Raw genomic sequence first — 23698 nt, forward strand, 5'->3', positions numbered from 1 at the left:
TGACCCTGGGGCGCGCCGCTCCCCGCGGAGAGACTGCGGTCGCCGCGCGCCCGGTGGGCCGCGCGCGCGATCACGCTCCCCCGCTCCACCCGGAGAACCGACATGTTCCGTCCCGACACGACCGCTCGCGCCGCGCGCGGCGTCGCGCTCGCCCTGCTGCTGGTGCCCGCCGCCGCGCACGCGCAGCTCGGCAAGTTGATCAAGAAGGCCGCGCAGAGCGCCGCGCAGGGTGCCGCGCAGGGAGCGGCCCAGGGCGCCGCACAGAACGCCGTCGGTGGCAGCGCCCCGCGCAGCGGCCGCGAGGAGAGCGTCGTCGCGATCACCGCGCAGAACATCGACGCGCTGCTCGCCGCCCTCGCCCCCTCGGCTCGCGCGGCAAGCGACTACCAGACGGCGCGCACGCGGTTCGACGCGGCGAACGAGAAGTTCGAGGCGCACCGCAAGTGCCGCGACGGCGTGAAGAAGGAGCTCCAGAAGACGATGGTCGCGCCGCCGCAGGCGTCGATCGCCGCGTCGCAGGCGTACGGCGAGAAGCTCGGACCGCTCATGGAGCGCATGGCCGCCGCCCAGCAGGCCGGCAACCACGAGAAGGCGCGCGCGATCATGGACACCATCGGCGTCGCCGGCGAGCAGCTCGAGAACGAGATGATGCCCGCGCTGAAGACGTGCGGCGCGTACGTGATGTCGCCGCCCGCGCCGCCCACCGCGCCGGGGCTCGCGCCGCCGAAGGTGCCCGCCGGCATGACGGCGACGCAGTTCGGCCGCCTGCGCGAGCGCGTCGCCGCGTGGCTGCTCACCGACGGCGCGTACAAGGTGAGCGCCGACGAGCAGTCCGCGCTCGACGCCCGCAAGCAGGACCTCGCCGCGCTCACGCCGCTCTTCCGCGGCAACGTGCTGCTGTGGTCGAGCTGGGGCGACCTGCAGTGACGCCGCTCCGCCTCGCGCTCGCCGCCGCGCTCCTGGCCGCGTCGGCGGCGCCGCGCGAGGTGCCTAACGATCGGCTCCGCGTGCGCGGCGCGGACGGCGCGTGGCGCACGTGGTGGACGCGCGGCGCGGCACCGTCGCGGTGGGCGGGGCCCGACGCGGCGCTCGCCGCCGCGGTGCGATGGCGCGCCGCGCGCCCGGGGCTCGACTGGGGCGAGCTCGTGCTCGCCGCCGACGTGGGTGCCGCGCTCCCCGCGCTCCGCGTGCGCGTGATCGTCGCGCGCGTCGACCCGTCGCGCGTCGCGCTCGCGCTCCACGCCGCGGCGCGCCCCAGCGGCGGCGCGGGGCCGTGGGATCTCGACGCGGCACCGGCCGACGCCGCGCTCGCGCTGAACGCGGGTCAGTTCACCGACGCCGGCCCGTGGGGCTGGGTCGTGCACCGCGGGCGCGAGATCCAGGCGCCGGGCGCGGGCCCGCTCTCGGCCGCGCTCGTGATCGACGACCGCGGCCGCGCGCGCGTCGTGCCCGCGGATTCGATCGCCGAGCTGCGCGCCTCGGGCAGCGCGGCGGAGGCGGTGCAATCGTACCCCGCGCTGCTCGACGGCGACGGCACGCTGCCCGCCGCGCTGCGCGCGCCCGGCCGCGGCGTGGACCTCGCGCACCGCGATGCACGCCTCGCCGCGTGCGAGCTGCGCGACGGTCGGCTGCTCGTCGCCCTCACGCGCTTCGATGCCGGCGTCGGCGACGCGCTCGGCGGCGTGCCGTTAGGCCTCACGGTGCCCGAGACGGCGGCGCTCGTGGGCGCCCTCGGCTGCCGCCGCGCGGTGATGCTCGACGGCGGGCTCTCGGCGCAGCTGCTCGTGCGCGATGCCGAGGGGCGCACGCATCGGTGGGAGGGGCTGCGCCGGGTGCCGCTCGGGCTGGTGGGGGCGTCGCGTTAGGCCGACGCCTTCTGCTTCATCGCCATCACGTGCGCCACGAGCTGATCGACGGCGATCTGGGTACCCTCGTAGAAGCCCGACGTCTTGTTGTTCTCGAGATCCGCCTCGTTCCGGTGCAGCGCCGTGAAGACGTAGCGCGTGCCGGTGCCGACGCTCTCCATCGTCATGATGGCGGTGATCGGAATGTCGTCGAAGACGGCCGGGCGGTAGCCGGGGAACAGCATCGCGGTCCAGACGAGCCGCTGCATCGGCACGACCTCGAGGACGCAGCCGACGTTGGGCACCTCCTGACCGTCTCCCACCACGATGTCGATGCTGAAGATGCCGCCCGGTCGCGCGTCCAGCTCGGTGCGCGCCACACGCCCCCACGCCCTCGGCATGTACCACTCCTTGATGTGCTCCGGCTTCGTCAGCGCGTCCCAGACGAGCCGCGTGGGCGCGTCGATGAACCGTTCGATGGCGAAATCGAGCTTCGGGTCGATCGTGAGTTGCGTGCTCATGATTCGGATTCCTTGGCCTTGAGTTGCTTGACGTATTGGTCGAACCGGTCCAGTCGAGCCTCCCACAGCTGGCGACGCGCGGCCAGCCAGTCTTCCGCGACCTTGAACCGCTCGGGCGCGATCTCGTACGTCCGCACGCGCCCGCGCTTCTTCGACTTGATCAGCCGGCTGCGCTCGAGCACCGAGAGGTGCTGCACGAACGACGGGAGCTGCATGTCGAACGGTGCCGCCAGCTCGCTGACGGAGGCCGGTCCGACCGACAGTCGCTCCAGGACTCTCCGCCGAGTGGGGTTGGCCAGCGCGTGAAAGACTTCGTCAGCGACTGCGGATTGAGCCATGCCGACACCATCCGGATGCGCGGGTTGCCCGATCTGACGGACGGATTCTACGGCCGTGGAATACTTTTGTAAATACCTAAGTATCTGACGCGCCGGCCGAAGCGCACGAGCGGCCCGTCGCGAAGCAGGTCGCGCTCGCCGCGGCGGCAGGCTACTTCTACGACATCACGGGCGCCGCGTCCGCGCGCAGGATCCGGCGCTGTGGCGCGCGCACGGGATCGAGCTACTCGGGGCGCCGATCGCGCTGCCGTGAGCGCTTCCTCGCCGTAGTCCCCGCGCTGCTCACGCACCCGTCCATCTTCCACGGGAACGTCCCCATGAACATCGCGGATGCTCGGCAGGTACCGTCCGGCGTCTTCCTCTACACGCTGCGCCCCGCGCGTCTCGCGATGCTCACCGACGGCCCGACGGCGGAGGAGCAGGCGATGGCCGCGCGGCACTGGACGTACTCGCAGGAGCTGCTCGCGCGCGGCGTGCTGGTGTTCGCCGGGCGCACGCTGGCACGCGATGCGTCCAGCTTCGCGTTCGCCGTGATCCGCGCGCCGTCGGCCGACGCGGCGCGGGCCGTCGCCGAGGGCGATCCGGCCGTCGCGGGCGGCGTCTTCGCGGCCGAGGTCCATGCGTTCCAGCCGATGCTGATGGGAGACTGGCCGCTGGAGGCGGCGACCGTTCCACCCGCGGCCTGACGATGCGCCCCCTGCGGTACTCCATCAACGTCACGCTGGACGGGTGCTGCGATCATCGCGTGATGATCCCGGACGAGGAGCTGCATCGTCACGCCGTCGAGAACCTCGCGCGAGCCGATGCGCTGCTGTTCGGCCGGGTGACCTACGAGATGATGGAGGCGGCGTGGCGGCCGTCGACGGCGACGGGCACGCGGCCCGACTGGATGGAGCCGTTCGCGCGCACGATCGATGCGGCGAAGAAGTACGTCGTGTCGAGCACACTGGACCGCGTCGACTGGCACGCGGAGCTCGTGCGCGGCGATCTCCGGACAGCCGTCGCCCAGCTGAAGCGTGAGCCGGGCAACGGTCTGTTCGTGGGGGGCGTCACGCTCCCGCGCGCCCTGGCGGAGCTGGGGTTGATCGACGAGTACGAGTTCGTGGTGCATCCCAGGATCGTGGGCCACGGGCCGACGTTGTTCGCCGGACTCTCGAGGTACGTCGACCTGAAGCTCGTGGGTCGCCAGGAATTCGCGTCGGGAGTGGTGGTGATGCAGTACGTGCCGACTCGTTAGGCGGCGACTCGTTGCAGCCGAGGACGTCCAGACGGTCCGCCCCGAGAGGAGCCCGCGTGACGGCACGCCTAACGCGCCGGCGCCGCACGTGCCGCCTGACGAATCGCGCGCGGACATGATTCTCGTGACGGGCGCCACGGGCCGCGTCGGGCGCCTCGTGGTCGACGAGCTGCGGCGCGCCGGCGCGGCGGTGCGCGCGCTCTCGCGCCGGCCGGGCCGCGCGGCGCTTCCGGAGACCCCGCACCCGTTCTTTCAGCAGCCCAATGCGATGCGCGGTCTGCACGCCGCGATCGAGCGCCTGCTCGCGGCGACGCGCCTCCGCGTGACGGTCCTCCGACCCGGGATGTTCGCCTCGAACGCGCGCCACTGGTGGGGGCCGCAGATCCGCGCAGGCGACGTGGTGCGCTGCCCTACGCGTCCGCCGAGACGGCGCCGATCGACGAGCGCGACATCGCCGCCGTGGCCGCGCGCACGCTGCTCGACGATCGGTACGCGGGCGGCGACCACGTGCTCACGGGCCCCGAGTCGCTGAGCCAGGCCGCGCAGGTCCACGCGATCGGCGACGCCATCGGCCGGCCGCTCCGGTTCGAGGAGCTGTCGCCCGACGAGTTCCGGCGCGCGACCGCGGATGCGTGGCCGCCCGGAGTCGCCGAGATGCTGCTCGGTGCATGGGGCGCGGGGCTCGGACGCCCGGCGTTCGTGACGTCGGCGGTCGAGGAGATGGTGGGCACGCCGGCGCGAACGTTCCACCAGTGGGCCGTCGAGCATGCGTCCGCGTTCGTGACGCCCGCTGCCTAACGGATCGCGGCGAGTGACGGACGGCCCTCGCACCCGGCCGCCCTCCGGCGCATTGTACGGTGTCCCTCGCGCGACGGAGAGCCCCGATGCCGCTCCCGAAGACGCTGCGCCGCCTGGCGACCGCCGCCACGCCGTACCTGCTCCCCGCGCTCCTCGCCGCGCAGGACTCGGTGGTCGTGCGCGGCCGGGTGATCGACGCGCGCACGCAGGCCCCCGTCGCCGGCGCCGCGGTCGCGCTCACCGCGGGACGCGACACCGTCGCCGGCGCGCGGGCCGACGAGGCGGGGTACTTCGCCGCGTCGGTCCGCGCGGGCGCCGGCGCGCGCGTCGTCGCGCACTTCCTGCGTGTGGGCTACCGCACCGACTCGCTCGCGCTCGACAGCCTGACGCCGGTGTTCGTGGCCATGGCGCCGTTAGGCACCGCGGCCGTCGCGCTGCGGGCCACGCGGGTGACGGCGCCCGCCGGCACCGCGGTGGCCGAGCGCGCGCGACGCGCGGGCGGCGCGTACGTCGGGGAGGCGGAGATCGCGCGGCGCGGGCCGGCGCGCACCGCGGACCTGTTCCGCGGGGTGGTCGGCATCACGGTGCAGGACGACGGCGGCCGTACGCGCATCGCCTCCTCGCGCCGCGTCGAGCCGCGTCGCGCCGGGCCGACGCGAGCGCCGTCCGCCGCCAGCGCCGACACCGCGGGCGACCCGCTCGAGGGACTGAAGCTCCCGGGCGGCGGCACGGCGTGCGCGCTCCGCGTCTCGCTCGACGGACAGCTCATGCCGGACGACTTCTCGGTCGACGACGTGCCCGTGTCCGACGTCGCGGAGATCGAGATCTACCGCGGCGCCGCGACGGTGCCCGTCGAGCTGTCGGCCGTGCGCACCGCGGCGAAGTGCGGCGCGATCGTGATCTGGACGAAGCGCGGAGGCAGGCGTGCGCGTTGAGCGCCTCGCCGCGTCGTGCCTGATGCTCGCCGCGTGCAGCAACCTCGGCGCGCAGACGGTGCGCGGCATCGTGACGGCGGCGGGGGTGCGGGTGCCCGGCGCGATCGTGCTGCTCGTCGACTCCGGTGGACGCACCGTGGCGCGCGTCGCCACCCGCGACGACGGCGCGTACGCCGCCGTGGCGCCGGCGACGGGGCCGTTCACGCTCCGCGTGCTGCGCATCGGCTACGCGCCTACCACGGTGGGTCCGCTCCCGCTGCGCGCCGGCACGACGACGCGCGACGTCGCGCTCACGAGCGTCGCGGTGCGGCTGTCCGAGGTGCGCGTGAGCGACCGCCCGACGTGCCGCGTGCAGGTCGACTCCGCCGCCGCTGCGTTCCGCGTGTGGGACGAGGCGCGCAAGGCGCTGCTCGGCGAGTCGCTCACGCGTCGCGAGGCGCTCGTCATGCGTGTCACGACGTCGGAGCGCACGCTCGATGCCGACGGCGCGCGCGTGGTGCACGACACGAGCGTGACGCGGATGGCGCCGAGCGTGCGGCCGTTCGCGAGCCTGCCGCCCGAGTCGCTCGCCGTCGTCGGCTACGTCGCGCACGGCGCCTCGTCGGACGGCGAGTGGACGTACTGGGCGCCCGACGCCGAGGTGCTGCTGAGCGACGCGTTCGCGACGGCGCACTGCTTCCGCGCCGCGGCGCCGAGCGCGGACAGCGTGCGGCTCGCGCGATGGGTCGGCGTCGCGTTCTCGCCCGCGCGCCCGCGCGCCGACGTCGCCGACGTGGAGGGCGTGCTGTGGCTCGACCGCGCGACGGCGGAGCTGCGCGAGTTCTCCTATCGCTACGTGAACGTGCCGGGCGACGCGCGCCTCGCCGCGCGCGCGAACGCCGGCGGCCGCGTCGAGTTCCTGCGGCTGCCTGACGGCGGGTGGATCGTGCAGCGGTGGGTGATCCGCGTGCCGATCGTCGTCGCCCATCCCGCCGCGGCGCGGAACGCGGCCGTGGTGCCCGGCGTGCGGAACGTCGCGCCGCCGGCCGCGGAGCTCGCGGGCGTGCGGCTCGCCGGCGGCGACGTGAGCGAGGTGCGGCGCGGCGCCGCGGTGCTGTGGGAGCGCGGACGCGTCGCGGTGCGCGTGCGCGTGGTGGAGGCCGACGGCGGCGCGCCGGTGCGCGACGCGATCGTGGAGCTCGACTCGCTCGCCGCCGTCACGGCCGACGACGGCGTCGCGACGCTGCTCCGCGTGTCGCCGGGTGCGCACCTGCTGCGCGCGCGCACGCCGGCGCTCGCGCTCCTGCGCGCCGCGCCGCCCGCGCGCACCGTGCGCATCGCGGACGAGGCCGAGGAGCCGCTCGTGCTCGCGGTGCCGTCGGAAGCGGCCGCGCTCGTGCAGGCGTGCGGCGCGCGCGCGGCGGCGTGGGACGAGGCGATGGTGCGCGGCAGCGTCGACGGCGCGGTGCCTAACGACGGCGCGCGCGCCGAGGCGACGTGGCAGGTGGCCTACGCGCGGCTCGGCGGCGGCCCACCGGTGGTGGTGACGGAGCGCCGCGAGGCGACCGTGGAGGGCGGCGAGTTCGCGCTCTGCGGCGTGCCGCGCGGCGTCGACGTCACCGTGCGCGCGCGGCGGGGCGCGGCCGCGGGGGCGCCGGTGATGGTGCGCGTGCCCCCGCGCGCCGTCGGTCAGGCGGTGCGGCTTCCGTCCCCCTCGTAGGCGCGCTCGGGGCTCACGCGGCCTTGCGCAGCACGACGAGCATGAGGCACCCCTCGTCCGTCGTCGTGTCCTCGTGCTCGGAGCCGTGCGCGGCGCGGTGGTAGTCGCCGGCGCGGATGGAGCGGCCCTGCGCGCGACACGAGCCGCGGAGCAGGAAGATCTCCTCGAGCCCACCGTGCTCGTGCTCCGGCAGCACCGAGCCCGCGTCCATCTCCAGCAGCATGACGTCGACCGATTCGGCCGGGCCGCCGGCGAGCGGGCGCACGCGCGTGCCGGGCGCCATCGTGCGCCAGCCGCTGGCGCCGGCCGGGATCATCGCGGCGCGCCGCGCGGCGGCCGGCGCGACGCCGCGCTCGACGACGAGCACGGTGGCCGGCGTCGCGGCGCGCCACGACTGCGCCCCGTCGTTAGGCACGCTCTGCGCGAAGTCGCCGGGCGCGCAGCGCACGTCCCCGCGCCACAGCTCGCCCGCGACGACGAGCAGCGCGGGATCGTGCAGGTCGGCGAGCGCGTCGCCGGTGTCGCCGGCCGGCAGGCGGAGGAGACGCGTGCGCTCGCCCGGGCGGCCGCCGTCGTAGAGCAGCTTCGCGTGGCCGCCCCCGGTCGGGAGCGCGGTCCACTGCCCCTCGTCGGCGTGCACGAACTGGAACCGCTGCTCGCGCCGGATGCGGTCGAGCAGCCGCGCGCGCAGCCCGGCCGGCGGGGCCACCGGCACGATGGTCTCCGGCGTCGGCGTGTCGGCGAGCGCCACGCCCGCGGTCGCCAGCGCGACGAGCTCGCGGGCCGCATCGTTAGGCACGCCGTCGCCGAGTCCGAGCACGGCGAGCGCGGCGTCCACCTCGTCGGGCGGCGGGGAGGGCACGGTAGGATCGGGAGGCACGCGGTCGGCCATGAGGGAAAGCTAGTCGAGGAGCGACGCGCCGAGCGCGCCGCGCAGCAGCTGCAGGCCGCTGCGCATGCGCGTCTTCACGGTGCCCAGCGGGATGTCGAGACGCTCGGCCAGCTCGGTGTGCGTGAGCGATTCGGTGAGGACGAGCTCCACCACCTGCCGGATCGACGGCGGCAGCGCGTGCACCGCGGCGGCGAGCCGGCCGTAGCGGTCGCGCCGGTCGAGATCCGCCGCGGGGTCGGGATGCCACGCGGCGAGCGCCGGCGGAGCGTCTTCGCTCGTCGTCGCGCGCTCGAGGGCGCGCGCGCTGCGGGTGCGGCCGCGCAGGAGGTCGAGCGCGCGCGTGCGGCAGATCGTCACGAGCCACGCGAACACGGAGCCCCGGGCGCCGTCGTAGCTCGCGGCGCGCTGCCACGCCTGCGTGAACGTCTCGAGCACGACCTCCTCGGCGTCGGCCTCGGCGCGCACGATGCGCAGCGCGACCGTGTACAGCATCGGCGCGTAGGCGTCGTAGAGCGCGGAGAGGGCGCCCTCGTCGCCCGCCGCGACGCGCGCCACCAGTCCGGCGGCGGCGCGCCAGTCGGGTGCGTCGGCGCGGGGCGTGGGCGCGAGAGCGAGGGGGGTCGCTCCCGGGACGCGCTCGACGGTCTGCTGGATTCCGCGTTGCATCCCGTGGGGAACGTCGAGGGATGGAAGACGCACGACGACGAAGCGCCGCCGGCCGGGGATGGCCGGACGCCCAACATGAAACATGGGTTCCCTCCCGTCCAGAGGCGGATCGGCAGGGCGGCTCGGCGCGGCGGGCGACGACACGGGGCGGATGTGGGCACGGGGTTCGCCTGGAGTACGCCGGCCGCCCGCCGGTCGGATGCGGCGCGGCGTGCGCTGCGTCACCGTGCGGTTCATCGCGTGCGGTTCGTCGCGCCGGGCCCTCGCCCCGTCGCACCGCGGTGGAACCGGCGTCGACCGCGCCCTACGTTCGGCGCGGCCTCACACCAGGACCTCTCGATGTCCCCTCGCCGATGCCTCCTCGCCTCCTTCGTCGCCGGCGCGCTGCTCTCGCCGCCGCGCGCGCACGCGCAGCCGCCCGATCGGGAGGGCGTGCGCCGGGCGGTGCTCGACTACGTGGAGGGCTTCTACGACGGCGACTCGACGCGGCTGCTGCGCAGCGTCGCGCCGTTCGTGCGGAAGATCGGCTACTACCGCGCGAGCCCCGATTCCGCGTACCGGCCGAGCGCGATGTCGTTCCCCGACGGGTTCATGTCGTACGCGCGGGGCGTGCGCGAGGGGCGCAACCACACGCCGGCGGGGGCGGCGAAGGAGATCGCGCTGCTCGACGTACAGGACCAGACGGCGAGCGCGAAGCTCACCGCGTGGTGGGGCACGGACTACCTGCTGCTCGCGCGCCACGACGGGCGGTGGATGATCACGCACGTGCTCTGGCAGTCGCCGCCGGCACGATGAACACCATCTCGTTCGTCCGCAGATCACGCGGATTCCGCAGACTATCATGCCTAACGGGCCGAGCGGTCGGCGTGATCGGCGTGATCTGCGGCTCACGAGCCGCCGCGGGCCAGCCCGGCCCCATGGCCGGCTGGTGGGCTGGTGCGTTCGTGCGCGCGGGCTCGGTGGAGCAGGTCGCGGCCGAGGTGGTGCCTGACGGCGACTCGTTGGCGCTCGTGCTGTCGTTCCCCGACCGGCCGCTGGTGCCGCCGGCGCGGCTCCCGCTGCGCACCGACGGCGCGGGACGGTTCCGCTTCGGCACGCCGTACGGCGCCGCGCGCGTGGCGCTCGACTCCGCGGTGCAGGAGCTCGTCGGCGTCGTGGGGCCGGACAGCGCGGGCGTGCGCGTGCACCTGCGCCGCATGCTCCCGCCGGCGACGCACGAGGTCGTGCGCGAGGCGGTGCGCGTGGCGAGCGGGCGCGTCACGCTGCCCGGCACGCTGTTCCGCCCGGTCGGCGTGCGGCGCCCCGCGGTCGCGATCCTCGTGCAGGGGCGCGGCTGCGGTCCCATCACCGGCTTCGAGGCGCAGGGGGAGATGCTCGCGCGCCACGGCGTCGCCGCGCTCGCGTACGACAAGCGCGGCGTCGACTCCACGCGGCGGTGCGATACGGCGACGATCGCGGATCTCGCGGAGGACGTCGTCACCATCGCGCGATTCCTCGCCCGACGCGGCGACGTGGATCCCGCGCGCATCGGCACGGTGTCGCGGAGCGCCGGCGGGTGGGTGAGCGCGCTCGCGTCGTCGCGCGCACCGATCGCGTTCCTCGCGATGCTCGTCGGCCCATCGACGAGCGTCGCGCGACAGCAGCTCGGCAGCATGGAGGTCGTCGCGCACCGGCTGCGCCTCGCGCCTAACGATTCCGTCGACGCGGTACGTTACGTGGAGGTCAGCGTCGGGCCGAGCGACCGCGCGCGGCGCTACGCCGAGCTCACTCGCCTGCTCGCCGCCGGCCGGCGCGCCGGCTGGGCGCAGGAGTTTTTGGAGCCCGACGACGTCGCGAACGGGGAGGCCGCCGCCGACAGCCTGTGGGCGCGGCGCAACGCGTACGACCCGGCGTCGGACCTCCGCCGCTTCCGCGGACCGATCCTCGCGATCTACGGTGGGGCCGACGAGGTGGTGCCCGCCGAGGAGAACGTCGCGCTGCTGCGCCGCCTCGCCGCGGATGCGGGAAACTCGCGCGTGCGCACGCTCGTCGTGCCGGAGGCGGGGCACGGCCTCGATCAGCCCGAAGCGATGCGCACGATCGACCTCGACACCGGCGCGCCGCTCACGTACTGGAAGGCGCGTCGCACGCCGCCCATCGTGCACGAGACACTGCTGGATTTCCTGCGAGAGGCCGGAATGATGGGCGACGGGCGTTGATCGTGTGACCACATCGCAGCAGCCTGGCCCTCGCCTCGTGCCGCCGTTCTGGCTCCTGCAGACCGGTGGCTGGATCGCGTTCTCCGTCGCGATGGCGCTGTCGCGGCTCGGCATGTACCCGCTCGTGTACATGGTCGCGACGAAGACGCTGCTGGCAGTGCTCGGCGTCGTGGTGTCGCTCGGGCTGCGCGCGCTGTACCGCCGGCTACTCCCGGGCGAGCCGGGCGTGGGGCGGACGATCGTGGTGTGCGTGGTGGCGTCCTACGTCGCGGCCGCGGTGTGGACGGCGGTGTACAACGTCGTCGACGCGCCGCTCGCCACGGCGATGCTCGGCCGACGCATCCACGTCGACAACGCGCTCGAGCTGCTCGCCGGCACCGTGTACCACGCGTTCGCGCTGCTCGCGTGGAGCGTGCTGTACCTCGCCATCAAGCACCAGGCGCGCCTGCACGCGGAGCGCGAGCGGGCGTTGCGCGCGGAGGCGCATCTGCACCAGGCGCGGCTCGAGGCGCTGCGCTACCAGATCAACCCGCACTTCCGGTTCAACACGCTGAACGCGATCTCCACGCTCGTCGTCGAGGGGCGCACCGACGAGGCGACGGTGATGATCGCGCGGCTCGGCGAGTTCCTGCGCCTCACGCTGGCCGGCGAGGGTGTGCCGGAGATCCCGCTGGCCGAGGAGCTGGACTTCGTCGAGCGATACCTCGAGATCGAGCAGGTGCGGTTCGGAGAACGGCTTCGCGTACGCGTCGACGCGGCGCCGGGGCTCGCGTCGCATCGCGTGCCGGCGCTCATCCTGCAGCCGCTCGTGGAGAACGCGGTGAAGCACGCCGTGGCGACGCGCGAGACGGGCGGCAGCATCGCGGTGAGCGCGCGCCGAGCGGGCGATGCGCTCGTGCTGGCGGTCGAGGACGACGGCCCCGGGCTCGGCGACGGGCCGCCGGTCGCGCGCGGCATCGGGCTCGCGAACACCCGCGACCGGCTCCGCGAGCGCTATGGCGACGGCGCCGCGCTGTCGCTGGAGGCGCCCGACGGCGGCGGGCTGCGGGCGACGATACGGATCCCGCTGGCGGCGTGATGTGACGCGATGGAGATGACGCGTCCCACGGTCCGTGTGGTGATCGTCGACGACGAGCCGCTCGCCCGGCGCGGCCTCCGTGCGCACCTCGCGCGGCGAACCGACGTGGATGTCGTCGGCGAGTGCGCGAGCGGGAGCGCGGCCGTCGCGGCGATCCGCGCGCTCACCCCCGACGTCGTGCTGCTCGACGTGCAGATGCCGGGAATGGACGGCTTCGGCGTCGTCGATGCGGTGGGCGTGGCGATGCCGGTGACGGTCTTTGTCACCGCGTACGATGCGCACGCGTTGCGCGCGTTCGAGGCGCAGGCGCTCGACTACGTGCTGAAGCCGATCGATCCGGCGCGGCTCGCGCGCGCGCTCGACCGCGCGGTGCAGCGCGTGGCAGAGCGGCGCGCCGGCGTGCGGGGCGAGTCGCCGCTCGACCGCTTTCTCGTGCGGCGCGCCGGGCGCGTCGTCGTCGTGCCGGCGGACGACGTGGACTGGATCGAGGCCGACGGGGACTACGCGCGGCTGCACGTCGGCGCCGCGCGGCACCTCGTGCGCGAGACGATGGGGCGGCTGGAGGCGACGCTCGACCCCCGCCGGTTCGTGCGGATCCACCGCTCGATCATCGCGAACGTCGACCGGATCGCCGAGCTGCGACCGCACGCGAACCGCGAGTTCGTCGTGGTGCTGCGCGACGGCACGCGCCTCAAGCTGAGTCGCAGCTACCGCGACCGCCTCGACGCGCGGCTCGGCGCGGCGCGTTAGGCGCGAAGAGTCACCGCGCGTTCATCCGCGCGAACCACGCGTCGAGCTCCTCGCGCGACGCGCGCGCGCGCTCGGCCGCGGTGCCGTACGCGACCTCCGTCTTCCCCTCCTCGAGCTGCGCGATGACCGCGTCGGCGAACTCGTCGAGCGGCGTCGCGAACAGATGCAGCCCCGGGCCGCCGAGGTCCGTGTTCACCGCGGGCGGGATGATCTCGATCACCTCGATGCCGCGCTTCCCGAGCTCGTGGCGCATCGAGAGCGTGAACGAGTGGACCGCCGCCTTCGTCGCGCAATAGATCGGCATCATCGCCATCGGCGCGAACGCGAGCCCCGAGGACACGTTGAGCAGCGCCGCGTGCTCCTGCCGCGCGAGGTGGTCGGCGAACAGGAACGTGAGGTGGATCGGCGCCGCGAGGTTCGTCTCGATCTCCGACGCCGTCTCGCGCCACGGCTCCTGCGGCGGGGTGGCGAAGCGGCGCTGCACGCCGGCGTTGTTCACGAGGACGTTGAGGCGCGGGAACGTCGTCGTCGCCCATTCGTAGAGCGCGACGCGGTCGGTCTCGACGCTGACGTCGGCGACGTGCGTGTGGATGGCGGGGAGCCGCGCCGCGATCTCGCGCAGCCGCTCCTCGCGCCGTCCGCACACGATGACCGTGTTGCCGCGCTCGAGCAGCCGCTCGGCGAGCGCGAGCCCGATGCCGGAGGTGGCGCCGGTGACGAGGATGGTGTTGCCGCTGGGTCGCATGGGCGGAAGGTAGCGTATTGCGCACTGGCGTCCCGCGTCGCATAGTGTCCCCTAGAATTCTGGGGGAGACATGGCGAAGACCGAACGCGATCTCTACGGCACCATCGAGCTGCTCGTCCTCAAGGCGCTGAGCTGGGCCCCGTCGCACGGGTTCGGCATCGCGCGCTGGATCGAGCTCGTCTCCGGCGACGACCTCCGCGTGGAGGAAGGCTCGCTCTATCCCGCGCTCTACCGGCTCGAGGCCGAGGGGTGGATCGAGGCGGAGTGGGGCGTCTCCGCGAACGGGCGGCGCGCGAAGTTCTACACGCTCACCCCGCTCGGCCGCCGGATGCTGCGAGCCGAGGAAGGCCGCTGGCAGCGCTTCGTCGAGACCATGGCGCGCGTGCTCGCCGCGACGCCGGGCACCTCCACGGCCGCGGGGTGACGTGCCGTTAGGCCCCGACTGGCTCCGGGAGCGACGCTTCTGGCGCGCCGCGCCCGACCGCGACGTCGACGACGAGCTCGCGTTCCACCTCGCGATGCGCGCGCAGCTCAACGAGTCCGCGGGCATGGACGCGCAGACCGCGCGCGACGCCGCGCTCGCCCGCTTCGGCGACGTGTCCGAGGTGCGCGCGCGGTGCATCACCCTCAGCAACGAACGGGAGCGACGCATGCGACGAGTCGAGCTGTGGTCCGCGGCGCGGCAGCACGCGCGGTACGCCTTCCGCCGACTGCGCGGCGCGCCGGGGTTCGCGGCCGCGGTCGTCGCGATGCTCGCGTTAGGCATCGGCGCCACCACCACGGTGTTCGGCGTCGTCGACGGGATCCTCATCCGCCCGCTGCCGTTCGCCGACCCGTCGCGCCTCGTCGGGCTCACGCACTCGATCCAGATCGCGGGGCTCAGCGTGGTGCAGCAGTCGGACGCGAGCTTCCTGCTCTACCAGCGGCACACGCGCGCGTTCGACGGGATCGCCGTCTGGCGCACGCGCGACGTGAACGTCGCCGCGACGGACGCGTCCGCGGGAGCGGAGCGCGTCGAGGCGGCGGGCGTGAGCGCGACCTTCTTCCCGGTGCTCGGCGTGCGGCCGCGCGCGGGGCGCACGTTCGTCGAGGGGGAGGACCGGTTGGGCGCACCGCCGATCGTCGTCCTCTCGGAGCCGTTGTGGCGGCGGAAGTTCGGCGCCGACCCGGCGATCGTCGGCAAGCGCGTCGTCGTCGACGGGCAGCCGCGCGAGGTCGTGGGCGTCATGCCGGCCGCGTTCCGCTACCCGTCCGCGTCGATCGCGATCTGGTATCCGCTGCCGCTCGATCCGCCGCACGCGAACCCGGGGAGCTTCAACTACACCGCCGTGGCGCGGCTCAAGCCGGGGGTGACGCCGGGGGCGGCGCGTGCGGATCTCGCGCGCGTTCTCCCGCGGCTGCTCGACGAGTTCCCGAGCGACATCCCGCGCGCGATGTTCGAGCAGGCGCACGTGACGCCGATCGTGACGCCGCTGCGCGACGTGCTGGTCGGCGACGTCACGCGCATGCTCTGGCTGCTGCTGGGCGCGGTGGTGCTGCTGCTGCTCGTCGCGTGCGCGAACGTGGCGAGCCTGTTCCTGGTGCGGGCCGAGGGGGCGCAGCGCGATCTCGCGGTGCGCAACGCGTTAGGCGCGGGCGCCGGAGCGATCGTGGCGCAGTACTTCGGCGAGGCGGCGGTGCTCGCCGCGGCCGGCGGCGCGCTCGGCGTGGCGCTCGCCGCGGCCGGGATGGCGGCGCTCCACCGACTGCCGAGCGGCGTCGACCTGCCGCGGCTGGCCGAGGTGGGCGTCGACGCGCGCGTCGTCCTGTTCGCGCTCGTCGTCTCGGTGCTGGGCGCGCTCGTCGTGAGCCTCATGCCGGTGCTGCGCGCGCGCCGCATCGCGCCGGCGGTGGTGCTGAAGGAGTCATCGCGCTCGGCCACCGCGGGGCGCGACCGTCAGCGCGCGCGCTCGGCGCTCGTCGTCGCGCAGGTGGCGCTCGCGCTCGTGCTCGTGGCCGGCTCGGCCCTCATGGCGCGCTCGTTCGCGCGGCTGCGCGACGTGAGCCCGGGATTCGAGGCGGATGGACTGTTCACGATGCGGGTCGCGCTGCCGCAGGCGACGTACACCGACGGCGCGCGGGCGCTCGCGTTCTACGACCGCGTGCTCGCCGAGGCGCGCGCGATCCCCGGCGTGCGCGACGCGACGGTGACCGAGTGGCTGCCGCTGACGGGCGACCACAACGACAGCGCGATGGAGATCGAGGACCACCCGCTGGCGGAGGGCGAGGTACCGCCCGACCACCCGCTGGTGTTCGTGACGCCGGAGTACTTCCGCACGATGCGCGTGCCGCTGCTCGCCGGCCGCACGTTCACGCCCGTGGACGCGCAGCACCTGCCGCTCGAGGTGCTCGTCAGCCGCGCGTTCGCCAGGCAGTACTGGCCGGGGAAGAACCCGATCGGCAAGCGCGTGCGACAGGGGCTCACGAAGACCTGGTACACGGTCGTCGGCGTGGCGGGCGACGTGCACCTCGAGGCGCTGGAGAAGCCGGCGGAGCAGGCGATCTACTTCCCGCTCGCGATCCCCGACGACAGCGGACGCGCGGACGTGACGCGGGCGGCGACGATCGTGGTGCGCACGGCGGGCGACCCGTCGCGGCTGGCGGGCCCGCTGCGCGCCGCGGTGCGCCGCGTCGACCCGGCGATCCCGACCTACGCCGAGCAGCCGATGTCGGCGGTGCTCGGCGCGTCGGCCGCGCGGACGCGGTTCGTGCTGCTGATGTTGGGCGTGGCGAGCCTGGTCGCGCTGGCGATCGGCGCGGTGGGGCTGTACGGCGTGCTCGCGTACGGCGTGACGCTGCGGCGGCGCGAGATCGGCGTGCGCATCGCGCTCGGCGCGGGCAGGACGCACGTGAGCCGCATGATCGCGCGGCGCGGCATCGCGCTGGCATGCGCGGGAGTCGGCGTCGGGCTGGTCGGCGCGATCGCGGCGACGCGGGTGCTGCACGGGCTGCTGTACGACGTGAGCCCGACGGATCCGGTGGCGCTGGCGGCGACGACGATGGTGCTGTTAGGCGTCGCGCTGCTCGCGAGCTGGCTGCCCGCGCGGCGGGCGGCGGCGGTGGATCCGATGGAGGCGTTGCGGAGGGACTGAGGGGCTTTTCGACGGCGGGACGGCTGACGGCGGGACGGCTGACGGCGGGACGATCGACGGCGGGACGATCGACGGCGGGACGATCGACGGCGGGACGTCGGACGGCGGGAGCGGGCGCCCGATCGTAGTTACCAGGGGGGGCTCCCCCCCCTTCGCCCATAGTTCCACGCCGTCGAAGGCGTGGCGGTACCAATCCGACGCACGGCGGATACCGCGCGACGCATCGGCCCCGCCGTCGATCGTCCCGCAGTAAGCCGTCCCGCAGTAAGCCGTCCCGCAGTTAGGCATCCCGCAGTTAGGCATCCCGCAGTCAGGCATCCCGCAGTCAGGCATCCCGCGGTCAGGCATCCCGCGGTCAGGCATCCCGCAGTCAGGCATCCCGCGTCCCGCAGTGGATCGCAGTACCGCCGTTTCAGGACAGCACCCCCCGCGCCTCCTCCCACAGCCCGCGCGCCACCTCCGCCGCTGGCGCGGCCTTCGCGAGCGCGGCCGACTGCCCCGCCCAGGGTTGCATGCGATGCACGTCCGCCGCTTGCTGTCCGGCGACGCGCATCGGGGTCGTGAGGCCGCGCTGCACCGGATACGGCGCCGGCGACGGCGCGTCCGGCGCGACGGCGGCGCGTGCGTAGTCGGTGGCGATGCTGCGGCCGGTCCGCCCGCTGAACGCGCGGCTCAGCATCGTCTCCTCGGGGAGCGTGTGCGCGAGCGCGTCGGCCCACGCGTGGTGGATGCCGGCCTCCGGACAGCGCAGGAACCCGGTGCCGACCTGCGCGGCCGATGCGCCTAACGCGAGCGCCGCGACCACGCCGCGTCCGTCGGCGATGCCGCCCGTCGCGACGACGGGCACGCGCACGGCGTCGACGACGGCGGGGACGAGCGCGACGAGGCCGACGAGGTCACGCTCGGCCCGCGACGCGTCGAACGCGCCGCGGTGGCCGCCGGCCTCGGCGCCCTGCGCGACGATGACGTCGGCGCCCGCCGCCTCCGCCGCGCGCGCCTCGGCCACCGTCGTCGCGACCGCGAACCACGCGATGCCGCGCTCCTTGAGGCGACCGACGAACGACGGCGGGTACAGCCCCATGATCGACGAGACGACGGCCGGCTTCACGTCGAGCAGCGCCTCGCACTGGGCGTCGAAGTCGGGGAGCGGCATGTCGCCCGCCTCGGGCGGCACCGGCGGGCCCCAGCGTCCGAGGAACGCGCGCACGCGCCCCTCCGCAGCCGCGTCGCGCGTCGGCGGCGGGTCGGGGGTCCAGAGGTTGATCTGGAACGGTGCGTCGGTCTCCGCGCGCACGGCGTCGGCCCACGCGACGATCTCGTCGCGTCCCATGAGCAGCGCACCGCACGCGCCGAGCGCGCCTGCGCTCGCGACGGCGATGGAGAGCGCCGGCGGGCTCGCGCCGCCCATCGGCGCGAGCAGGATCGGGATGCGCAGGCCAAAGCGCGCGCAGAACGCGTCGGTGCGGTCGAGGATCGTCGACATGCCGTACGGGTCGGAGGATCCTCATTCTAGCAGTTGAACCGCGGAGGACGCAGAGGGCCGCAGAGGACATCGATGGGGCGAGGTGCCAGGCGAGTACTCCGGGGATCCAAGTGCGATCGAAAAGATCTCGAGATCCTGCTCATCGCCGTTCGATCCCCAGGGTACTCGCCCAGCACCTCGAACCTGTGGTTCAATTCGAAGAGGCAGTCCTCTGCGGCCCTCTGCGTCCTCTGCGGTTCAACCGATAGTTAGGCGAGGGCCTCCGCGGGCGCGGCACGTGAGGCGGGCGGCACGACGCCGGCGAGCCGCGCGTAGACGGCGAGCTGGCCGTAGTGCTCCCCCGCGTGCTCGAGGAAGCTCACCATCGTGTCGAGCGACGGCGCGTCGACGGCGCGCGCATCGCCGCGCGCGATCTCGTCGCCCACGCCGCGGAAGCTGTCGCGCACGGCGGCGAGCACCGCGGCCTTGTCCGGGTACGCGTCCCGCGGCAGCTCGTTCGCCTCGCCGTCGGGGGACGCGCCGCGGAGCGCGTCACGCGCGTACAGGTTCCAGAACGCGAGATGGCGGAGCTGCTCCGCGAACGTGCGCACGTCGGGCGCCGGACGCCGCTCGTACGCCGCCTCGGGCACCGCCTCCGCGAGCTGCACCACCTTGTCGCCGATCTCGTTCCACCGCGTCGCCAGCATGTCGCGCATCGTTCGTCGCCTCCCCGTGCGGGTCGTGTCGCAGGCCTTCGGGACGGCGGCAGTCTACGGGCGCGCGCGGCGGCGGCGCTTGCGGCTTTTTGCGCTTCTCGCGACTAACTCCGTCCCTCCCACACCGGCGCGGCGAGCGCGGCGCGCAGCGCGGTCGGACGTCGGCGCGCGGCGGGGAGCGCCGACGGCGAGACGCCGAAACGGCGGCGGAACGTGGTCACGAAGTGGCTCAGCGACGCGAAGCCGACGGCGTAGCAGGTCGCGGTGACGCTCATGCCGGCGTCGAGCCGCCGCACCGCCTCGCGCAGCCGCACGGCCATCACGTAGCGGTGCGGCGGCAACCCGGTGAGTCGGCGGAAGACGCGCGCGAAATGATACGGGCTCATCCCCGCGGTGCCCGCGAGATCGCGCAGGGCGAGCGGCCGCGCGAACTCCGCCTCCACGCGCTCCGCCGTACGGGCGATGCGGCGCATCACGTCGGTCGGCGCGCCGTCGGCACGGCCGCGCGTCTCGTCGGGCGCGGGATCGAGCGACTCGAACAGCGCACCGGCGACGAGCTCGAGCCGCAGCGCGTCGGCACCGTCGCGCGCGCACGCATGCAGGCGGTGGCGGAGGAAGCGGTGGCGTGCGGAGCCGCGCACCGCCGCCGGCCGCAGCCCCGCGACACCCGCGCTCAGCAGATCTTCCACCGCGTCGGGCGCGTACGCGACGGAGAGGCAGCGGTCGATCGGCCGCTCGCAGGCGTGCCGGCAGGCGAACTCCGCGCCGCGCGGCATCGCGAACAGCATCCCCGGCGCGAACCTCCACCGCTGCGCGTCGCGCCCGGCGGGACGGATCTCGAACGTCCCCGCCTCGACGAACGCGATCGCATCGACCGATGCGCGCTCGCTCGACGGGTCGGCGTGCGCCTCGTCGCTCGGGTGGTCGAAGACGGAGAGCGTGACCTCCGGCGTGCGGAGCAGGACCTCGACGCGGTTCATGCGCTCACGCTACGCCGGCTCTCCCGCGCGCGCGAGTGGCAAGGAATCGCAAGCCGCACGATCCCGCGCTCACCCGCCGTGCGTGCTGTCGCTCGGCGCAGAGCCGATGCCGATCCTGATGTCGACGCGCACCTCCGCGGCGGTGCCGAGCGCGTACGCGACGAGGTCACCGTACGGCCGCGAGGCGGTGACGTTGAGCGCGAGCACGTACGGCCCGCCCACGACGTCGGCGAACGAGAACGCGCCGTCGGCGCCCGTCGTCTGCTCGCCGACGCGGATCGACACGCCCCTGCCGTCCTGGAGCACGTTGCGGTAGAGCGTGACGCGCATCCCCGCGACCGGCGCCGAGCCCGCGAGCACGCGTCCGCTCACGTGCACGCGGCTCGCGTAGGTGATCGTGCTCCCCGTGTCGCCCGGCTGCGCGAGCACCGCGCCGGCGGGTGCAGCCGGCCGGTCCTGCGCCGCGTCCGGCGTCGGTGAGGCGATGCGGTCGGCGCAGGCGGCGAGCGTCGTGACGAGGAGCGCGGGGACGAGCCTGGTTCGCATGTGGGTTCTCCCGGACGGTGACGGACGTGCAACCCCCACGCCCGGCGGCCGCGTCACCAGATGCGGATCCGCGTGCTGTCGGGGCGCACCATCGGGTCGCCCCGCTTGCAGCCGAACGCCCGCGCGAACTCCTCCATGTTCGACAGCGGCCCGTTGACGCGGAACTCGTTAGGCGAGTGCGGGTCGGTGGCGATCTGCAGCCGCGCCTGCTCGGGGCGCAGCGCGCCGCGTCGCGCCTGGGCGTAGGCGAGGAAGAACCGCTGCTCGGGCGTGAACCCATCGATGAGATTGCGCGGCCTGCCGGCGAGCTCGCGCTCCAGCGCCTCGTACGCGATGCTCACGCCGGCGATGTCGGCGATGTTCTCGCCGAGGGTGAGGCGGCCGTTCACGTGCAGCGAGTCGAGCACGGTGTACGCGTCGTACATCGACACGACCATGTCCGCGCGCTCCCTGAACCGCGCCGCGTCGTCGGCCGTCCACCAGTCGCGCAGGTTGCCCTTCGCGTCGAACTGCCGGCCCTGGTCGTCGAAGCCGTGGCTGATCTCGTGGCCGATCGTGCCGCCGATGCCGCCATAGTTCGCGCCGGGGTCGTACGTCGGATGGAAGAACGGCGGCTGCACGCGTCCGGCGGGGAACGCGACCTCGTTGTTCTGCGGGCTGTAGTACGCGTTCACCGTCGGCGGCGTCATCGCCCACCGCGTGCGGTCGGGCGCCTTGCCGACGCGCGAGAAGCCGTCCTGCTGGAAGTACTCGCGCACGCGCGCGACGTTGTGCACGAACGCGCCGGGCGCGACCTCCAGCCCGTCGTAGCTGCGCCACTTCTCGGGGTAGCCGAGCTTCTGGTCGAGCGCCTCGAGCTTGCGCAGCGCTTCCTGCCGCGTCGCCTCGCTCATCCACTCGAGCTTGCCCAACCGGTCGCGCAGCACGCCCCGTAGGTTCGCGGCCATGCGCTGCATCTCGCGCTTCGCGTCCGGCGTGAACGCGACCTTCACGTACTCCCTGCCCAACGCGTCGCCGAGCGTACCGTCGGTGGTGCGGAGGCAGCGCTGCCAGCGCGGGAGCTGCTCGCGCGCGCCGGTGAGCGCGCTGTTCATCGCGAAGTTGGCCGACTCGAACGCGGGTCCCATCACTCCCGCGTTGCCGGCGAGCACGCGCATGCGCAGATATGCGCGCCAGTCCTCGAGCGGCCGCGACTCCAGCTCGGTCGACAGCGCGCGCATGAACGCGGGCTGCCGCACGATGAGCCGATCGACCGCGGGCACGCCGGCGGCGGCGAGGAACTCGCGCGCGTGCAGCGCCGGCGCGAGCGTGTCGAGCGCCTCGAGGCTCATCGGGTTGTACGACGCGTTCGGGTCGCGCAGCTCGACGGGGCTCTTCGACGCGGTGGCGAGCGCGGTCTCGAGCGTCATGACGCGGGCCGCGTCGGCACGCGCGCTGTCCCCGGGAATTCCGGCCAGCTCGAACAGCCGCGCAGCGTAGGCGAGGTACGCGTCGCGGGCGCGCTGTCCGGTGGCGTCGGTGCGCGTGTAGAAGTCCTTCGTCGGCAGCCCGATCCCGCCCTGCCCCACCGACACGACGACGACGGTGTTGTTCTTCGCGTCGGGCCCCGCGCCGAGCCCGAGACCACCGCCCACGCCCATGCGGTGCAGCCGCGCGAGCTCGGCTCGCAGCGCGTCGCGGTCGGCGATGGCGTCGATGCGCGCGAGCTCGGGCCGCAGCGGATCCGCGCCCGCGCGCTCGGCCGCGCTGGAGTCCATGCAGCTCGCGTAGAACGTGCCTAACAGCCGCTCGTCGGCGTCGCGCGTGCTCGCGGCGCGCGCGGCCGCCGTCTCGAGGATGCGGCGCAGCTCGGCGCGGTTGCGCTCCTCCAGCTCGTTGAACGAGCTCCAGCCGGAGAACGCCGCGGGGATGGTCGCGCGCTTCAGCCATCCGCCGTTCGCGTACTTGTAGAAGTTCTCGCACGGCGCGCACGTCGTGTCGAGGTTCGCGCGGTCGAGCGGCGGCATCGGCGTCGTCTGCGCACGGAGGGCCGCGGGGGCCAGCAGGAGCGCGAGCGCGGCGCGGCGGAGGGCGAGACGGAGCATGAGAGGGGCGCTGGGGTGGGACGCGGGCACCGGGAGAGGGTACCCGCGGTGGGACAGCGCGCCAGACGTCGGGGGTTTCTCGTCGCGGGGCGGGGGCGAGGCGCGACGCGCGCGGGACGAGGCGTGTGAGCGCGGTTAACATCACGCCATGCGCCGACGCCTCGTCCTCACTCTCGCTCTCGTCGCGTGCCGCGCCCCGGCGCCCGCGACCACCTCGCCGCCGCGGATGCAGCTCGTCCTGCTCGCCGGCCAGTCGAACATGGCCGGCCGCGGCACGGTCGAAGCCGAGGACCGCGTGCCGCATCCACGCGTGCTGATGCTCGACCGCGACGGCCGGTGGATCCCCGCGGTCGACCCGGTGCACTTCGACAAGCCGATCGCCGGCGTGGGACCGGGGCGCAGCTTCGGGCTCGCGCTCGCGGCGCGCGACACCACCGCGGTCGTCGGCCTCGTGCCGACCGCCGTCGGCGGCTCGTCGATCCGGGCGTGGGTGCCCGCCGGCTACGACTCGGCCACGCGCACGCACCCGTACGACGACGCGGTCGCGCGCATCCGGCTCGCGCGCTCGTCGGGCGCGTTCGTGGCGATTCTGTGGCACCAGGGCGAGAGCGACGGCGACGCGCGCGGCGTGGCCGAGTACGAGGGGCGGCTGCGCGAGCTGATCGCGCGGCTGCGCGCGGAGACCGGCGCGCCTAACGCGCCGTTCCTGATCGGGGAGCTCGGCCACTTCCCCGAGAAGCCGTGGACGCCGGGGCGCGCGGCGATCGACTCCATCCACCGCCTCGTCGCGGCGACGACGCCGAACGCGGCGTACGTCTCGGCCGAGGGGCTCACGCACCGCGGCGACACGCTGCACTTCTCCTCGGCGGCGGCGCGGGAGCTCGGCCGACGGTACGCGGCGGCGTACGCGAGGTTGGAGTCCGTGGAACGACATTGAACCGCAGAGGACGCAGAGGACGCAGAGGAGAACCAAACGCACCGAGCTGGTTTCCTCTGCGTCCTCTGCGTCCTCTGCGGTTCAATGTCTCTTCCTCGGCTGTGTCGTTCGACCCACGCGCCGCTCTATCCCGGGAGAGAC

Annotated in this window: 24 protein-coding genes and 1 pseudogene; 15 read left to right on the forward strand and 10 right to left on the reverse strand. The window is 74.4% G+C overall.

The window, feature by feature from the left end; translation table 11 throughout:
* The first annotated feature begins 102 nt into the window (after positions 1-102).
* Positions 103-927 carry a hypothetical protein gene (locus J421_RS33170; RefSeq protein WP_025414254.1) on the forward strand — a complete coding sequence of 275 codons (825 nt, stop codon included), beginning with the start codon at positions 103-105 and terminating at the stop codon, positions 925-927.
* Positions 924-1865, forward strand: coding sequence for a phosphodiester glycosidase family protein (locus tag J421_RS27110; protein WP_025414255.1), 942 nt, complete (start codon positions 924-926; stop codon positions 1863-1865). Before J421_RS33170 ends, J421_RS27110 begins: the two co-directional genes overlap by 4 nt.
* Here the strand turns inward: J421_RS27110 and J421_RS27115 are convergent.
* Both J421_RS27115 and J421_RS27120 read right to left on the reverse strand, forming a co-directional pair.
* On the reverse strand, positions 1862-2365 hold the full coding sequence (locus J421_RS27115; RefSeq protein WP_025414256.1) for an SRPBCC family protein: 504 nt from the start codon (positions 2363-2365) through the stop codon (positions 1862-1864). The two genes, J421_RS27110 and J421_RS27115, sit on opposite strands and share 4 nt — an antisense overlap.
* A complete protein-coding gene (locus tag J421_RS27120) occupies positions 2362-2703 on the reverse strand; it encodes an ArsR/SmtB family transcription factor (RefSeq protein WP_025414257.1) in 342 nt (113 codons plus the stop codon). Before J421_RS27120 ends, J421_RS27115 begins: the two co-directional genes overlap by 4 nt.
* 317 nt (positions 2704-3020) lie before the next feature.
* Between J421_RS27120 and J421_RS27125 the strand changes: the two genes are divergently transcribed.
* The 6 genes and pseudogenes from J421_RS27125 (at position 3021) to J421_RS27145 (ending at position 7372) form a co-directional block, all read left to right on the forward strand.
* A complete protein-coding gene (locus tag J421_RS27125) occupies positions 3021-3389 on the forward strand; it encodes a YciI family protein (RefSeq protein WP_025414258.1) in 369 nt (122 codons plus the stop codon).
* A gap of 2 nt (positions 3390-3391) precedes the next feature.
* Positions 3392-3940 (forward strand): dihydrofolate reductase family protein, encoded by a 549-nt coding sequence (locus J421_RS27130; RefSeq protein WP_025414259.1) that lies wholly within the window; start codon positions 3392-3394, stop codon positions 3938-3940.
* A gap of 115 nt (positions 3941-4055) precedes the next feature.
* Positions 4056-4124: pseudogene (locus tag J421_RS34725) on the forward strand (hypothetical protein); the annotation flags it as partial.
* 185 nt (positions 4125-4309) lie between these two features.
* On the forward strand, positions 4310-4738 hold the full coding sequence (locus tag J421_RS34560) for a Rossmann-fold NAD(P)-binding domain-containing protein (RefSeq protein WP_312845246.1): 429 nt from the start codon (positions 4310-4312) through the stop codon (positions 4736-4738).
* Between the two features lie 86 nt (positions 4739-4824).
* The gene (locus J421_RS27140; protein ID WP_025414260.1) at positions 4825-5673 is read left to right on the forward strand and encodes a peptidase associated/transthyretin-like domain-containing protein; all 849 of its coding nucleotides are present in this window, start codon (positions 4825-4827) and stop codon (positions 5671-5673) included.
* Positions 5663-7372: a carboxypeptidase-like regulatory domain-containing protein gene (locus J421_RS27145; RefSeq protein ID WP_025414261.1), complete on the forward strand. Its 1710-nt coding sequence runs from the start codon at positions 5663-5665 to the stop codon at positions 7370-7372. The genes J421_RS27140 and J421_RS27145 overlap by 11 nt, the downstream gene beginning before the upstream one ends.
* Positions 7373-7385: 13 nt before the next feature.
* Here J421_RS27145 and J421_RS27150 read toward each other — a convergent pair whose 3' ends face one another.
* Entirely contained in the window at positions 7386-8234 is an 849-nt protein-coding gene (locus J421_RS27150; protein ID WP_148306573.1) for a cupin domain-containing protein, read from the reverse strand.
* A 39-nt stretch (positions 8235-8273) separates the two neighbouring features.
* The gene (locus tag J421_RS27155) at positions 8274-8930 is read right to left on the reverse strand and encodes an RNA polymerase sigma factor (protein ID WP_025414263.1); all 657 of its coding nucleotides are present in this window, start codon (positions 8928-8930) and stop codon (positions 8274-8276) included.
* Positions 8931-9269: 339 nt separating this feature from the next.
* Between J421_RS27155 and J421_RS33175 the strand changes: the two genes are divergently transcribed.
* From J421_RS33175 to J421_RS27175, 4 genes are read left to right on the forward strand one after another with little or no spacing between them, the layout of a single operon-like run.
* Complete coding sequence (locus J421_RS33175) at positions 9270-9725, forward strand: nuclear transport factor 2 family protein (protein ID WP_025414264.1); 456 nt, start codon at positions 9270-9272, stop codon at positions 9723-9725.
* Positions 9722-11128 carry an alpha/beta hydrolase family protein gene (locus J421_RS27165; RefSeq protein WP_148306574.1) on the forward strand — a complete coding sequence of 469 codons (1407 nt, stop codon included), beginning with the start codon at positions 9722-9724 and terminating at the stop codon, positions 11126-11128. Before J421_RS33175 ends, J421_RS27165 begins: the two co-directional genes overlap by 4 nt.
* Before the next feature lie 37 nt (positions 11129-11165).
* Entirely contained in the window at positions 11166-12206 is a 1041-nt protein-coding gene (locus tag J421_RS27170) for a sensor histidine kinase (protein WP_025414266.1), read from the forward strand.
* 15 nt (positions 12207-12221) lie between these two features.
* Positions 12222-12956 (forward strand): LytR/AlgR family response regulator transcription factor, encoded by a 735-nt coding sequence (locus tag J421_RS27175; RefSeq protein ID WP_104023417.1) that lies wholly within the window; start codon positions 12222-12224, stop codon positions 12954-12956.
* A 10-nt stretch (positions 12957-12966) separates the two neighbouring features.
* On the opposite strand, the gene J421_RS27180 is transcribed toward J421_RS27175, so the two are convergent.
* Complete coding sequence (locus tag J421_RS27180) at positions 12967-13701, reverse strand: SDR family oxidoreductase (protein WP_025414268.1); 735 nt, start codon at positions 13699-13701, stop codon at positions 12967-12969.
* A 70-nt stretch (positions 13702-13771) separates the two neighbouring features.
* Between J421_RS27180 and J421_RS27185 the strand changes: the two genes are divergently transcribed.
* Together J421_RS27185 and J421_RS27190 are read left to right on the forward strand one after the other, a co-directional pair.
* Positions 13772-14125 carry a PadR family transcriptional regulator gene (locus J421_RS27185; RefSeq protein WP_025414269.1) on the forward strand — a complete coding sequence of 118 codons (354 nt, stop codon included), beginning with the start codon at positions 13772-13774 and terminating at the stop codon, positions 14123-14125.
* Between the two features lies 1 nt (position 14126).
* Complete coding sequence (locus J421_RS27190; RefSeq protein WP_025414270.1) at positions 14127-16832, forward strand: ABC transporter permease; 2706 nt, start codon at positions 14127-14129, stop codon at positions 16830-16832.
* Positions 16833-17244: 412 nt separating this feature from the next.
* Here J421_RS27190 and J421_RS27195 read toward each other — a convergent pair whose 3' ends face one another.
* The 5 genes from J421_RS27195 to J421_RS27215 all read right to left on the reverse strand — a co-directional run bounded on the left by J421_RS27195 (position 17245) and on the right by J421_RS27215 (position 22620).
* Positions 17245-18315: an NAD(P)H-dependent flavin oxidoreductase gene (locus J421_RS27195; protein WP_025414271.1), complete on the reverse strand. Its 1071-nt coding sequence runs from the start codon at positions 18313-18315 to the stop codon at positions 17245-17247.
* A 248-nt stretch (positions 18316-18563) separates the two neighbouring features.
* Positions 18564-19010 (reverse strand): DinB family protein, encoded by a 447-nt coding sequence (locus tag J421_RS27200; protein ID WP_025414272.1) that lies wholly within the window; start codon positions 19008-19010, stop codon positions 18564-18566.
* A 104-nt stretch (positions 19011-19114) separates the two neighbouring features.
* Positions 19115-19990 (reverse strand): helix-turn-helix transcriptional regulator, encoded by an 876-nt coding sequence (locus J421_RS27205; protein WP_025414273.1) that lies wholly within the window; start codon positions 19988-19990, stop codon positions 19115-19117.
* Between the two features lie 69 nt (positions 19991-20059).
* Positions 20060-20536, reverse strand: coding sequence for a peptidase associated/transthyretin-like domain-containing protein (locus tag J421_RS27210; RefSeq protein WP_025414274.1), 477 nt, complete (start codon positions 20534-20536; stop codon positions 20060-20062).
* A 53-nt stretch (positions 20537-20589) separates the two neighbouring features.
* Positions 20590-22620 carry a M13 family metallopeptidase gene (locus tag J421_RS27215; protein WP_025414275.1) on the reverse strand — a complete coding sequence of 677 codons (2031 nt, stop codon included), beginning with the start codon at positions 22618-22620 and terminating at the stop codon, positions 20590-20592.
* 148 nt (positions 22621-22768) lie between these two features.
* On the opposite strand from J421_RS27215, the gene J421_RS27220 reads away from it, so the two are divergent.
* Positions 22769-23557, forward strand: coding sequence for a sialate O-acetylesterase (locus J421_RS27220; protein ID WP_025414276.1), 789 nt, complete (start codon positions 22769-22771; stop codon positions 23555-23557).
* Positions 23558-23698 lie beyond the last annotated feature (141 nt).

This window comes from Gemmatirosa kalamazoonensis (assembly GCF_000522985.1).
Classification (GTDB): Bacteria; Gemmatimonadota; Gemmatimonadetes; order Gemmatimonadales; family Gemmatimonadaceae; genus Gemmatirosa; species Gemmatirosa kalamazoonensis.